The organism is Flavobacterium sp. (genome assembly GCF_044377315.1).
Lineage (GTDB): Bacteria > Bacteroidota > Bacteroidia > Flavobacteriales > Flavobacteriaceae > Flavobacterium.
Genome location: NZ_JBILJG010000001.1, coordinates 81,929 through 95,380 on the forward strand (window position 1 = coordinate 81,929; position 13,452 = coordinate 95,380).

15 protein-coding genes are annotated in these 13,452 nt (G+C 32.6%); 7 read left to right on the forward strand and 8 right to left on the reverse strand.

Annotated elements, in window-relative coordinates:
- Nucleotides 1–110: 110 nt before the first annotated feature.
- From hemF to hemA, 7 genes are all read right to left on the reverse strand, one after another.
- Nucleotides 111–1,019 (reverse strand): oxygen-dependent coproporphyrinogen oxidase, encoded by a 909-nt coding sequence (gene hemF, locus ACIQ66_RS00390; protein ID WP_396210836.1) that lies wholly within the window; start codon nt 1,017–1,019, stop codon nt 111–113.
- Nucleotides 1,019–1,861 carry a Bro-N domain-containing protein gene (locus tag ACIQ66_RS00395; protein ID WP_396210837.1) on the reverse strand — a complete coding sequence of 281 codons (843 nt, stop codon included), beginning with the start codon at nt 1,859–1,861 and terminating at the stop codon, nt 1,019–1,021. Before ACIQ66_RS00395 ends, hemF begins: the two co-directional genes overlap by 1 nt.
- Nucleotides 1,862–1,934: 73 nt before the next feature.
- Nucleotides 1,935–2,960 carry a uroporphyrinogen decarboxylase gene (gene hemE / locus ACIQ66_RS00400; RefSeq protein ID WP_396210838.1) on the reverse strand — a complete coding sequence of 342 codons (1,026 nt, stop codon included), beginning with the start codon at nt 2,958–2,960 and terminating at the stop codon, nt 1,935–1,937.
- A 56-nt stretch (nt 2,961–3,016) separates the two neighbouring features.
- Nucleotides 3,017–3,688: a uroporphyrinogen-III synthase gene (locus ACIQ66_RS00405; protein ID WP_396210839.1), complete on the reverse strand. Its 672-nt coding sequence runs from the start codon at nt 3,686–3,688 to the stop codon at nt 3,017–3,019.
- Nucleotides 3,688–4,314 carry a hypothetical protein gene (locus tag ACIQ66_RS00410; RefSeq protein ID WP_396210840.1) on the reverse strand — a complete coding sequence of 209 codons (627 nt, stop codon included), beginning with the start codon at nt 4,312–4,314 and terminating at the stop codon, nt 3,688–3,690. The genes ACIQ66_RS00405 and ACIQ66_RS00410 overlap by 1 nt, the downstream gene beginning before the upstream one ends.
- A 49-nt stretch (nt 4,315–4,363) precedes the next feature.
- Nucleotides 4,364–5,290, reverse strand: a complete 927-nt coding sequence (hemC, locus tag ACIQ66_RS00415) for a hydroxymethylbilane synthase (RefSeq protein ID WP_396210841.1) — start codon at nt 5,288–5,290, stop codon at nt 4,364–4,366.
- Nucleotides 5,291–5,337: 47 nt separating this feature from the next.
- Entirely contained in the window at nt 5,338–6,597 is a 1,260-nt protein-coding gene (hemA, locus tag ACIQ66_RS00420; RefSeq protein ID WP_396210842.1) for a glutamyl-tRNA reductase, read from the reverse strand.
- A 228-nt stretch (nt 6,598–6,825) separates the two neighbouring features.
- Between hemA and ACIQ66_RS00425 the strand changes: the two genes are divergently transcribed.
- The 7 genes from ACIQ66_RS00425 to ACIQ66_RS00455 all read left to right on the forward strand — a co-directional run bounded on the left by ACIQ66_RS00425 (nt 6,826) and on the right by ACIQ66_RS00455 (nt 13,080).
- Nucleotides 6,826–7,698 carry a helix-turn-helix transcriptional regulator gene (locus tag ACIQ66_RS00425; protein WP_396210843.1) on the forward strand — a complete coding sequence of 291 codons (873 nt, stop codon included), beginning with the start codon at nt 6,826–6,828 and terminating at the stop codon, nt 7,696–7,698.
- 97 nt (nt 7,699–7,795) lie between these two features.
- Complete coding sequence (hemH, locus tag ACIQ66_RS00430; protein ID WP_396210844.1) at nt 7,796–8,815, forward strand: ferrochelatase; 1,020 nt, start codon at nt 7,796–7,798, stop codon at nt 8,813–8,815.
- A 28-nt stretch (nt 8,816–8,843) separates the two neighbouring features.
- A complete protein-coding gene (locus tag ACIQ66_RS00435; protein ID WP_396210845.1) occupies nt 8,844–9,383 on the forward strand; it encodes a CopD family protein in 540 nt (179 codons plus the stop codon).
- 132 nt (nt 9,384–9,515) lie between these two features.
- Entirely contained in the window at nt 9,516–10,931 is a 1,416-nt protein-coding gene (locus tag ACIQ66_RS00440) for a sensor histidine kinase (protein ID WP_396210901.1), read from the forward strand.
- A 140-nt stretch (nt 10,932–11,071) separates the two neighbouring features.
- The gene (locus ACIQ66_RS00445; RefSeq protein WP_396210846.1) at nt 11,072–11,854 is read left to right on the forward strand and encodes an enoyl-CoA hydratase/isomerase family protein; all 783 of its coding nucleotides are present in this window, start codon (nt 11,072–11,074) and stop codon (nt 11,852–11,854) included.
- Between the two features lie 106 nt (nt 11,855–11,960).
- Entirely contained in the window at nt 11,961–12,485 is a 525-nt protein-coding gene (locus ACIQ66_RS00450; protein ID WP_396210847.1) for an AAA family ATPase, read from the forward strand.
- Nucleotides 12,445–13,080, forward strand: a complete 636-nt coding sequence (locus ACIQ66_RS00455) for an ATP-binding protein (RefSeq protein WP_396210848.1) — start codon at nt 12,445–12,447, stop codon at nt 13,078–13,080. Before ACIQ66_RS00450 ends, ACIQ66_RS00455 begins: the two co-directional genes overlap by 41 nt.
- Here ACIQ66_RS00455 and ACIQ66_RS00460 read toward each other — a convergent pair.
- Nucleotides 13,072–13,446, reverse strand: a complete 375-nt coding sequence (locus tag ACIQ66_RS00460) for a DUF4296 domain-containing protein (protein ID WP_396210849.1) — start codon at nt 13,444–13,446, stop codon at nt 13,072–13,074. The genes ACIQ66_RS00455 and ACIQ66_RS00460 overlap by 9 nt on opposite strands.
- Nucleotides 13,447–13,452: the final 6 nt, after the last annotated feature.

The following is a 13,452-nucleotide window of genomic DNA, read 5'->3' on the forward strand; positions in this document are numbered from 1 at the left end:
CCCTAACCCCCAAAGGGGGAATTCCTATTAGGGGTCAATAGGTTTTAAGTTAATACATAATTTTATTTATAGACAAAATATCAGTTTGCTTGGCGTTCCCCCTTCGGGGGTTAGGGGGCTATCCAATCAATAGGATTTTCTAATACTTTAATTAATTTTTCTTCTTCGCCGCCAACTTCTGGATGATGGTCGTAAACCCATTGTACATTTGGTGGTAAACTCATCAAAATACTTTCAATTCTTCCATTGGTTTTTAATCCGAATAACGTGCCCTTGTCGTGTACCAAATTGAATTCTACATAACGACCACGGCGGATTTCTTGCCAAGTTCGTTGTTCTTGTGTATAAGGTAACTCTTTTCTTTTTTCTAAAATTGGAACGTAGGCTTGAAGGAAACTGTTTCCGACTTCGGTTACAAAATTGTACCAATCTTCCATTTTTATTTCATCCGTTTCTTTGCAATAATCGAAGAATAATCCGCCTAGGCCTCGAGCTTCATTTCTGTGTGCGTTCCAAAAATAAGCATCGCATTGTTTTTTGTATTTTGGATAAAATTCGGGATTATGTTTGTCGCAAGCGGTTTTACAGGTTTGATGAAAATGAATCGCATCTTCTTCAAATAAATAATAAGGTGTTAAATCTTGTCCGCCACCAAACCACGAATTTATAATTTCACCATTTTCGTTATACATTTCAAAATAACGCCAATTTGCGTGAACTGTTGGCGCCATCGGGTTTTTTGGATGAATTACCAAACTCAAACCACAAGCAAAAAAATCGGCTTCGCCAACGTTGAATAATTTTTGCATCGAATCAGGTAATTTTCCGTGAACTGCTGAAATATTTACACCGCCTTTTTCGATTACGTTTCCGTTTTCTATAACACGTGTTCTTCCGCCACCGCCTTCTGGTCGTTCCCAAATGTCTTCACGGAATTTGGCAACACCTTCCACTTCTTCTAGTTTGGAAGTGATTTGGTTTTGGAGAATTTGGATATATGTTAGGAATTTATCTTTCATTATTCTAATTCTTTTTTGCTATTTAAAAAATCCGAAGCCTTTAGTTTATTCACTACTTTTTTACCTGTTTTTTCTTCTATTTGTTTTCGGGTATTTCCTGCAATGGTGCCGCCTTGTTTGGCAATTTTTTTGTTTTCTGAAAAAGTTTTTGGCTTCTTTTCTTTACTAATTTCAGTAGTTGTTGCTTCTGCTAACATATTTAAAACCAATTCAAGATTGCTCATATTATCACGCAAGTTTTCTTTTTTTAATCCTTTGTGATTTTTATATTGTTTAACCGATAAGCCACTCCAAGCTTTAGTGATTTCATCAGTTAAAATGGCATATTCTTGTCCTTTTTTCACACCTCGATTATCCCACTCATCGGTAAGTTCTTTTCTTACTTCAATACTTTTTAATCGTTGATTTACCCATTCTTTGGAATATCCTTTTTTAAGATAGGTTTCCATAAGTCTATCAAAACCTAATTCTGGATCTTCAATTTCGTCAATTCTTTCTCTACCAACTTGAGCCAACCAAAGTTTAAAAGGTTCTGCTTTTTTGGACGGAACAGATTGTATTAATCGAAATAATTGTTCGGTATCAGCAACATCGGTTAATCGCATTTTACCATCAGCGGCTTCCATTTTCAACTGGTGACAATTTGACACCGTTTGATTTCCTTCGGCTACTAGTCTTTCTTTAAGTTTATTCCAATATTTTCTAGCCGTTTGATATTCCGCTTGCTCAGTAAGAACTTGAATAACATCAACAATTGAAAAATACCATTTCTCTTCATCTTCATTCCAAAAGGAACGAACTTGCTTTTGTTCAAATAGTTTTATGGCGGTTTCTTTGGTCATGGGTTAGAAGGTTTTTATGTAGGTGTAGAAATTTGTTTTTCATTTTAAAAGCTATTAGCTGAAGGCTGTTAGCTTATTTATTGTATTCTTTCACCGCTTCCACAAATGCTTTCGCATGATCTACAGGAATATTTGGTAAAATACCGTGACCAAGATTTACTATATAATTGTCTTTTCCGAATTCGTCTATCATTTCGTGCACCATTTTTTTGATGGTTGGAATTGGTGATAACAATCTTGATGGATCGAAATTTCCTTGTAATGTGATTTTTCCGCCTGTTAAATAACGCGCATTTCTTGCTGAACAAGTCCAATCTACACCAAGTGCTGATGCTTTAGATTGTGCCATTTCATTCAATGCAAACCAACAACCTTTTCCGAAAACAATAACTTTAGTTTCTTCAGCCAAAGCTTCAACTATTTGGTTGATGTATTTCCAAGAGAATTCTTGATAATCTACTGGCGATAACATTCCGCCCCAAGAATCGAAAATCTGAACTGCATTTACTCCTGATTTTACCTTTTCTTTTAAATATAGAATAGTTGTATCGGTGATTTTTTGCAATAATGTATGTGCTGCAATTGGATTTGAAAAGCAAAAACCTTTTGCCGTATCAAAGCTTTTGGAACCTTTTCCTTCCACACAATAGCAAAAAATAGTCCAAGGCGAACCTGCAAAACCAATAAGCGGAACCTCATCATTCAACATTTGTTTGGTTAATTTGATGGCATCAAAAACGTAACCTAAAGTTTCGTTTACATCTGGAACAATTACTTGATTTACTTGTTTCATAGTGCGAATTGGATTTGGAATAATGGGTCCCAAATTGTCCTTCAATTCTACATGAATTCCCATTGCACGTGGCACAACTAAAATATCTGAAAATAAAATAGCTGCATCTGGTTTTACAATTCTAATAGGTTGAACGGTGATTTCTGCTGCTAATTCAGGTGTTTCGCAACGTGTAAAAAAATCGTATTTGTCACGCAAAGCTCTAAATTCCGGTAAATATCTTCCAGCTTGACGCATCATCCAAACTGGTGGACGTTCAACAGTTTCATTGTTTAAAGCTCTTAAAAATAGGTCGTTTTTAATCATTAGTTTAAAAGTTTATGAGTTTAAAAGTTTAAAAGTTGTTGCCTTTGAAACTTAAACTAATTTTTATAGTGTTCTATAACTTCTATAATTACATTTTCAACTGTTGGTTTAACTGCAATTATGATATTCTTTGTTTTTTTGTTTTCCAATGCTTCTGCTGTGGTTTCGCCGATGCTAAAGCAAATTTCATCTTTTATGGTATTCAGTTTTAAATAACTTTCAACCGCTGATGGACTGAAAAATAGTATTCCGTCTATCTTTTCTTTAATTTTTTTTGAAGTGATGTTGGTTTCATAAACTTCAATTTCGTTGATTACTATTCCGTTTTCTTTTAAGGTGTTTGGTAATACATCTCTACGTAAATTTCCGCTGAAAAAGGTGTAACTTTCTTTACTGTAAATCAATGAAATTATTTCAGCTAAATCGGATGCGTAACCAGTGTATGCGATAACATTAAATCCGTTTTCAGTTAATAAATCTTTGGTTTTCATTCCTACAGAAAAGACATTTTTGCTTTTTAGTTCGTTGCATTTTGGATGTTGTAAAATACTTTGAATGGCATTCTGGCTTGTGAAAATTAGATTATCATTTACTTTAGAAAGTTCAAAATTCTTGATCTTAGTTTCAATGAAATCCTCTTCTATCAGATGAATATTGGCGTCGAATAAATATTGCTTTTGATTTGGTAAAAGCATTTTGGTGGATACTATGTTGATTTGTTTTGTCATTATTTACTATAAAAAACGGTGTCAATAAAATATAAAATACCATCTTGTGTTAGTACATTTTCGTCATGTAAATCTTCGAGAATAATCCCTAAATCAGGATGAAAATAATCGTGATTTCTAGTGTTTTCAAAACCGTTAGCAATCATAAACTCTTTAACTTTAAATAAATCAGTTGGTTGATTTGCTTTTACAAAAGGTTGTTCAACCAATGCATAAAGAGCTTCTTCAATTCTACAAAAACCAACTAATGTGTATGAGGTTTCAGGAAAAAAATAATTATTTAGCAATAAATTTTTGAAATAATCCTGCCACGAAGAATAGTAAATTGAATCGTTAAGTTTATATACGGTTTTTTCATTTTTAATATAAACTTTTTGTTCAGCACCTTCAGATACAAATAAATCAAAATTTACTTTATTATTAGCCCAAAGTTTATTTTGATTGCAAAATTCAATTATGCTCTTTGTTTCTTCTTGTTTGAAGTACTTATCGATTTTAACCATTGAGCTTGCTGTTTGGCTTGCTCCAAGGTAACTGGCGATTGTTTGGATAAGAGTTTTTTGGCTATTTTGGCTCTTTCCTTGAATGATATGTTGTAGTTCATCTTTTATGAAATTTATATCCATACAAATATAATGCTTTTTTTATAAATTGAATTTATCATAAATAAACACTCTATTTCTTCAATTGTTTCTTTATTTCAGTCATCAATTCGCTACCTCCATTATTTAAAATTTCTTGTGCTGCATTGAAACCTAGTTTTTTCCATTCTGAAATATCTACTCCTTTCTCGATTTCTAGTTTTTGTTTTCCGTCGATAGACAGTAAAACTCCTTTGAAATCTATAGTGTCTTCCTTTTCATTATAGTTTGCAATTGCTCCGATTGGCGCTGTACATCCACCTTCTAATGCTTTTAGAAATTGTCTTTCAATATAGGTGCAAATCTCAGTTTCAATATGATTTAGTTGCGAAAGAGCGTCTAATGTAAAATTGTCGTTTGCCATAGCAACCACAACCATAGCCCCTTGTGCTGGCGCTGGAATCATCCAATCGAGATTGATGTAATTCTCTGGTTTTAAGTTGATTCTTTCTAAACCTGCTGCCGCAAAAACAGCTCCGTTCCACTCATTTTCTTTTAGTTTTTGCATTCTAGTATTTACATTTCCGCGTAAGTCAACAACTTTGTGATTTGGATATTTATTCCACCATTGTGCTTGACGACGTAGGCTTCCTGTTGCGATAGTAGCTTCGGTTTCAAGAAAATCGGTATTTCCTTTGTGAACTAATATATCTAAAATGTTAGCTCTTTCTAAAACGGCTGCTTGCACAATTCCAATTGGTAAAGCAGTTGGAACATCTTTCATCGAATGCACGGCAATATCCACTTGACCGTTTATCATTGCAATGTCTAATGTTTTGGTAAAAATCCCAGTGATTCCGAGTTCGTAAAGCGGTTTATCGAGAATGATATCTCCTTGCGATTTTACGGCTATAATTTTGGTTTTGTAACCTAAATCGTTGAGTTGTTTTTGAACGGTGTTTGCTTGCCAAAGTGCTAATTCACTGTCACGAGTTCCTATACGTATTGTTTTTTCAGACACTATATTGTTGATTAATTTCTCGCAAAGACGCAGAGACGCAAAGTTTTTTAATTAAATATTTTCTCTTGTTCTAGTTGAAAGACTTTTTCAATCCATTCAATTCCTTCTTCCATTGAGTCGCCATCTTTTAAATGATTAACAAAATGATTCGTGATTTTTTGAATGATTCTATTACTGATTAATTCGGCTTGTTCTTCGTCAAAATTAGCTAATTTTTTACGTTGAAAATTTAACTCGCCGTCTTTGATAGAATTTAATTTTTCTTTTAGAGCATGAATAGTCGGCGCAAACTTTCTATTTTTGGTCCAAGCTATAAATTCTTCTTTGATTTCCTCTATAATTGCTTCGGCTTGAGGAATATGTAGTTTTCTGTTTTCCAAAGTTTCATCAGTCATTTGCGACAAATGATCCATATGAATTAAAGTAACGCCTTCAATATCTTTTACATTTTCGTTTACATTCTTTGGAATAGATAAATCTAAAATCAACATTGGTTTTTTAAGATTCAAAATTGCTTTGTCAATTGTAGGATTTTGGGCGCCCGTTGCCACTACAACCACATCTGCTTTTTGTAATTCCAATTGTAAATCGGCATAATCTTTTACAATAACATTTAATTTTTGAGCTAGTTTTTCTGCTTTATATTTGGTACGATTTATTAAAGTAATTTGCTCGTGTTTGGTATGTTTTACAAGGTTTTCACAAGTATTTCTTCCAATTTTTCCTGTTCCAAAAAGTAAAATGTTTTTATTGGCAATATCTTCAACATTTTTGAAAATGTATTGCACCGATGCAAAAGAAACAGAAGTTGCCCCTGAAGAAATTTCAGTTTGTGTTTTAATTTTTTTACTCGCTTGAATAACCGAATTAACCAATCTTTCTAGAAATGAATTAACCATTCCGTTAGATTTACTTTCATTAAATGCAGTTTTTATTTGACTAATAATTTCAAAATCACCAAGAATCTGACTATCTAAACCTGTTCCAACGCGAAACATATGATTGACTGCTTCTTGATTTTTATAAATATAAGCAACTTCTTGAAATTCTTCTACAGAACCTTGACTGTTAGCGCATAAAAGTTTTATTAATTGATACGGATGTTGTGCAAAACCATAAATTTCAGTTCGATTACATGTAGAAGAAACTATTAAAGAATCAATTCCTTCGGCTTCAGCTTGTATTAGTAAAGTTGCTTTGGCTTTAGCATCTAAACTGAATTTCCCTCTTATTGCTGCATCAGCTTTTTTGTAGCTTAAGCCCAATACATAAAAAGTGGTGTGTTTCGACATGTTAAAATTTTCCATATTTTTACTTTACCTAAAAGTTCAACAAAAATATTACTATACTATTTATAAAAGTAACGCTCAAAGTACTTTTTGTGTCGCTATGCGTTTTTTTAAGCGTTATTTGACTTTTTAGCGTTATTTATTATAAATTTGCAATAAAATCAAGTCTTTTAAACTAAATTATGTAGATTAATTCTAAATAATAAAAAGACAAGATTCCAACATCAGATACGAAAAAATATCGCTATGGGTTCACAAGAGGAAATAAAAATTGAAAATGATTTTACATTAATTCGTTTTCAAAATGATGAAAATGAGAGTTTTAACGTGAAAAGACATGTAAACCAAGGTCTTATTCAATTTCATTTTGGCATTAAAGGAAAAGCAAAATTTGTCTTTAATGATGGAAATTATGCTTTAGATTTGAGAGAAGAAAAAGCACTTTTATTCTACAATCCGCAAAAAGAATTGCCATTAAATTTGAAAATTTCACCAAATTCGTGGATAATTTCAGTGATTATATCTATCCAAAAATTTCACGGCTTATTTTCTTCAGAAGCCGAACATATTCCGTTTTTGAGCACAGACAATAAGGATAAAAAATATTATAAAGAAACTGACATCAGTCCGTCAATGGCGATTGTTTTAAGTCAATTGTTTCATTATAATTTGAATCCATCCATAAAAAATTTATACTATAAAGGTAAAGGATACGAATTATTAAGTTTGTATTTCAATCGCTCGGAAGATCCAAATGCTGAACAATGTCCGTTTTTGATAGATGAAGAAAATGTTTTAAAAATCAAAAAAGCCAAAGAAATTATCATTCAAAAGATGTCAGAACCGCCAGGTTTAGAAGAATTAGCAGAACAAGTTGGGTTGAGTTTGAAAAGACTAAAAATGGGGTTTAAACAAATTTATGGCGATACAGTTTACGGATTTCTATTTGATTACAAAATGGATTATGCAAGACAATTATTAGACAGCGGTTCCTATAATGTAAACGAAGTTGGGTTAAAAATTGGATACAGCACCGGAAGTCATTTTATTGCTGCTTTCAAGAAAAAATTTGCCACAACGCCCAAAAAATATTTGATGTCTATAAATCCGAATACATAGCCCAATAAATTTCGTATATCAAACAATCGATAAAAAAAACATAAACATAAAATCTTAAAAAAGTAGATTAGTTACTTTTACAAAAAAAATTGCAACAATGAAAGGAGTATTATTAGTAAATTTAGGTTCGCCAGAAAGTCCAACAGCTAAAGATGTTAAGCCGTATTTAGATGAATTTTTAATGGATAAATACGTAATTGACGTTCCGTTTTTATTGCGTGCCTTATTAGTTCGAGGTATCATTTTACAAACAAGACCAAAAAAATCGGCAGAAGCTTATGCTCGAATATGGACAGATGAAGGTTCGCCTTTAATAGTAATTTCTAAAAGAATGCACCAGAAAGTTCAAAAAGTAGTTGATATTCCTGTGGCTTTAGCGATGCGTTATGGAACGATGACAATTGAAAAAGGGTTGCAAGAATTGAAAGATAAAGGCGTTACTGATGTTATGCTTTTGGCATTGTATCCACAAAACGCAATGGCTTCAACCACAACTATTTGGGTTTTGGCAGACGAATTAGTGGCAACAAAATTTCCGGAAATGAAATTGACAAAAGTTCCAGCTTTTTACAACAAACCCGATTATATTCAGGCATTAGCCAATTCAATCAAAAAACATTTGAAAGGATTTGATTACGACCATTTATTATTTTCGTATCACGGAATTCCAAAACGTCATATTCGTAAAACAGATGTAACCAAATCGCATTGTAAAATGGACAGAACGTGTTGCAATACGCCTTCGCCAGCTCACGAATTTTGTTACAGTCATCAATGTTATGAAACCACAAAACAAGTAGTAAAATTGTTAGGAATTCCCGAAGGAAAATACAGTCAAACTTTTCAATCTCGATTAGCCGGTGACAAATGGTTAACGCCTTACACAGATGTTGAAATTAACAAAATGCCAGAACAAGGAATTAAAAAATTAGCGGTTGTAACACCAGCATTCGTAGCCGATTGTTTAGAAACTTTAGAAGAAATCGCAATGGAAGCTAATGAACAATTTTTACACCATGGTGGCGAAGAGTTTATGGCAATTCCATGTATGAATGATGAAGATGAATGGTGTGGTGTTGTGGCAAATTGGATTGAGGATTTTAAACGTAGTAATTAGTAAATAGTGATTAGTAAATAGCTTTAAAATGTACGAATACATAAAATCACTTCACTTAATTTTTGTAATCACTTGGTTTGCAGGATTATTTTATATTGTTCGCTTGTTTGTTTATCAAATTGAAGCCAACAAAAAACCTTCGCCAGAAAGAGAAATTTTATTAAACCAATACAAAATTATGACTTACCGACTATGGTACATCATTACTTGGCCAAGTGCGGTTTTGGCAACATTATTTGCGGTTTGGTTACTAATTTTGATGCCTGCTTGGTTACAAATGCCATGGATGCACGTGAAACTCGGATTTGTTTTGGCGTTGTTTTTGTACCATCTAAAATGTCATCAAATTTATAGGCAATTGCAAAACGACAAATTCAATTATACTTCCAATTTTATGCGCCTTTGGAATGAAGGTGCCACAATTATTTTATTTGCTGTTGTTTTTTTAGTAATTTTAAAAAATGCTTTTAATTGGATTTATGGCGTAATCGGAATCTTTTTATTTTCGATAATAATTATGCTCGGATTCAAATTTTATAAAAGAATAAGAGAAAAATCTAACCACTAAGTTCACAAAGCTTTCACAAAGCACACTAAAACCTTGTGAACTTCGTGTCTTCTTAGTGTCTTTGTGGTAAAAAATATGTTTAAAAACTTCAAAATGTCAATGCTATCACTTCGAATTAGGATTTTCCTATCGATGATTGTATTGATTTTGATTGCTTCCATTTTGATGGCTTCTATTTCGGTGATTCAGTTTAAAAATGAAGCAAGAAGATACCATCAAGACCGATTAGAACGTAAAGAATACGCTATCAAAGAACATATTAACTACGTTTTAGTTACGACAACTTATCCTTTGACAGAACATAATTTACCTTTAATTTTCAAAGATAAAATTCACGAACTGGCCGATATTCACAACCTCGAAATCAATATTTACAGTCTAAATGGTAAGTTACTAAAATCTTCAAAAGCTTCTTTTTCGGTCGATGATGTTTCGCCACCAATTCCCAACTATATCATTCGTTTGGTGCAATCTTCTATCGAAAAAAGATATGTCGATATTAAAAATGTTGACGGATTAAAAAATCGTTCTTCGTATAGTCAAATTAAAGATAATAAGTTCAAACCACTTGGAATTTTGAACTTACCTTATGTAGAAGACGATAGTTTTTATGAAGATGAAATACAAGAGTTCTTAATTCGTTTGAGTCAAGTTTATGCATTTATGTTATTGATTGCCTTTGCATTAGCTTACTTTTTAGCTTCGTATATAACCAAGTCTCTAAAAACTATTTCTGACAAGATCAATGAAACTAGCTTGAATCAAAAAAACGAAAAAATCGTAATTGAAGCCAATAGTCGAGAAATTAATTCATTGATAAAAGCGTACAATGACATGGTTGACAAACTAGAAGAAAGTGCTTCTATGCTGGCGCAATCTGAACGTGAACAAGCATGGCGCGAAATGGCAAAACAAGTGGCTCACGAAATCAAAAATCCGCTAACGCCAATGAGATTGACCGTGCAAAGTTTTCAAAGAAAATTTGATGGAAATGATCCAAATTTAAAACAAAAATTAGACGATTATTCCAAAACTTTGATTCAACAAATCGATACTATGAGTTCGGTAGCTTCGGCATTTTCTAACTTTGCTTCTATGCCAGCACAACAAAATGAAACGCTAAATGTTGTTGAGGTTGTTGAGTTTTCATTAGATATTTTCAACGAAGACTACCTTGTATTTGAAAGCGATTCATCCGAAATTATCACCAAAATGGACAGAACGCAGTTGGTTAGAATTATCACCAATTTGGTCAAAAACGCCATTCAAGCCATTCCAGAAGAGCAAGTGGAAAAATCGATTATTGTTGCCGTAAAACAGTTTGAAAACAACGTAAATATAACCGTAAAAGACAACGGAATTGGTATAGAAACCGAAAATGTCGAATATATTTTTGAGCCAAAATTCACTACCAAAACCAGCGGAATGGGACTTGGTTTAGGAATTATCAAAAACATTATCGAAAATTACAAAGGAACTATTACATTTGAAACCAAATACGGAAAAGGAACAACGTTCACGGTTTCGCTTCCTATAATTGAAAAATAAAAAATTGTAGAGCGAATGGCTCGGGCATTTTTAGTTAACCATTTTCCCGCTTTTCGTTGCAATCTTTTTCTTTTTAAAGAAAAAAGAAAAAGGATTTCCACTACAATCGGGGCTAAAAGATAAACTTATTACAACAAAATATGAACTTCGAAAACATACTTATTACATCCGAAAACGGAATTGGACAAATTACTATCAATCGTCCATCAAAACTTAATGCATTAAATGTGGCAACTATTCAAGAACTTCATGATGGTTTGGAGAATTTAGATGCTAATCCAGAAATTAGAGTCATCATCATCACTGGTGAAGGCGAAAAAGCATTTGTTGCTGGTGCCGATATTTCAGAGTTTGCCAATTTTTCTATCGAAGAAGGCGCACATCTTGCAGCAAAAGGGCAAGAATTATTATTTGATTTTGTCGAAAAACTAAAAACACCTGTAATAGCAGCCGTAAACGGTTTTGCGTTAGGTGGCGGATTAGAATTGGCAATGGCATGTCATTTCAGAGTTGCCTCCGACAATGCCAAAATGGGTTTGCCAGAAGTTTCTTTGGGTGTAATTCCAGGTTATGGCGGAACGCAGCGTTTACCTCAACTAGTTGGAAAAGGCCGCGCAATGGAAATGATTATGACCGCCGGAATGATTGATGCCGAAACTGCAAAATCATACGGATTAGTAAATCATGTTGTGCCACAAAATGAACTTTTAGAATTTACAAAAGGTATTGCTAACAAAATTATGAGAAATTCTCCAGTCGCAATTGGAAAGGCAATAAACGCAATAAACGCTAACTTCAAAGATGGTGTTGATGGCTACCAAACCGAAATAAGAAACTTTGGAAAATGCTTCGGAACAGAAGATTTCAAGGAAGGAACAACTGCTTTTTTAGAAAAAAGAAAAGCAGATTTTAAAGGGAATTAATTCAGTGTTTAGCAGTTAGTTTTTGATTAAACAATACTTTCAAATATCAAATTATTATATTTTTTTGATATTGTAATATCAAATTATTATGTATTTGCATTTTAAAATGATAGCAAGAATTCAGCAAACCGAAATTGATTCTTATCTTTTTAAAGGAAAGGCCATACTTGTATTTGGCGCACGTCAGGTTGGGAAAACGTCTTTAATACTTTCTACTTGCTATAATTATTCTTTTTTATGGTTGAATGGTGACGAACCCGATACGCAACTTTTACTTGAAAACATCACTAGTGATAGGCTAAAAGCTATAGTTGGCGACAACAAAATACTCGTAATTGACGAAGCGCAAATGATTCACAACATCGGATTATTGATTAAACGAATGGTCGATAATTTTCCTGATATTCAAATAATTGCTTCGGGCAGCAGTGCTTTTGAACTTGCCGATAAAACCAAGGAAAGCATGGTTGATAGAAAAGAAGAATTACAACTTTTCCCTTTGAACTATAAAGAAATGGTAACTCACACTAATTTTGTAAAAGAAACTCGTTTGATTCCGCATCGATTGGTTTTTGGCTATTATCCTGAAGTTGTTACAAACCCCTGGAAAGGAAGAAAAAATACTCAATGATTTGGTTGATGGCTTCTTGTACAAAGACATTTTGAACTTAGAAGGAATAAAAAAATCATCTACATTACAACGTTTGGTTCAAATGTTGGCTTTCAGAGTCGGTTTAGAAATAAGCACAACTTCACTTGCCAACGAATTAGGAATAAATAGATTAACGGTTGAAAAATACATCGATATTCTCGAAAAAAATTTCATTGTTTTCAGCTTAAAAGCCTTTAGCAAAAATCAAGATAACGAAATTAAAAAAAGTCGAAAAGTCTATTTTTGGGACAATGGTTTACGAAATCGAATTGTCAAAAATTTTAATCCCATTGAGCTAAGAGACGATGTTGGTTCGCTCTGGGAAAATTTTATAATTAGCGAACGATTGAAAAAACTGTCTTATGAAAATCAATTTAAAGAATCGTTTTTTTGGAGAAATACACAACAAGCAAAAATCGATTATTTAGAAATAAAAAACACTGAAATTGAAGCTTTTGAAATAAAATACAATCCAAATGTGAAGGTTAAATTTTCAAAATCATTTACAGCTAACTACCATCCAAAAACAACTCAAGTAATCCATAAAGAGAATTTTTGGGATTATTTACTCTAATTCTTCAGGAGATTTTTTGGTGTCTTTATTCTGAACTGGATTCAATTTTTCAGTATCAGCTACTAATTTTTCTTTTACTAGTTCATACATTTTTTTGTAGTTAGAAACATCAGAAGCATAATATTGATTGCTATTTACAAATTGAAGACTATCGATTTTATATTTCTTGAAAATATATTTGTTTGGTAAACCTTTGTAATGCTGTTTTTCTTGCGGAATTTGTGTTCGCACTGCTTCTAGCAAAGCTAAATCGTAAAAAATTTCGACCATTTTATCTTCGTCAATCAAATTTTTTGGTTTAGAAACAGTCGAATTTGAACAACTTGCCAATAGAATAAAACTCAAAAAAACTAAAACTTTTTTCATATTAAA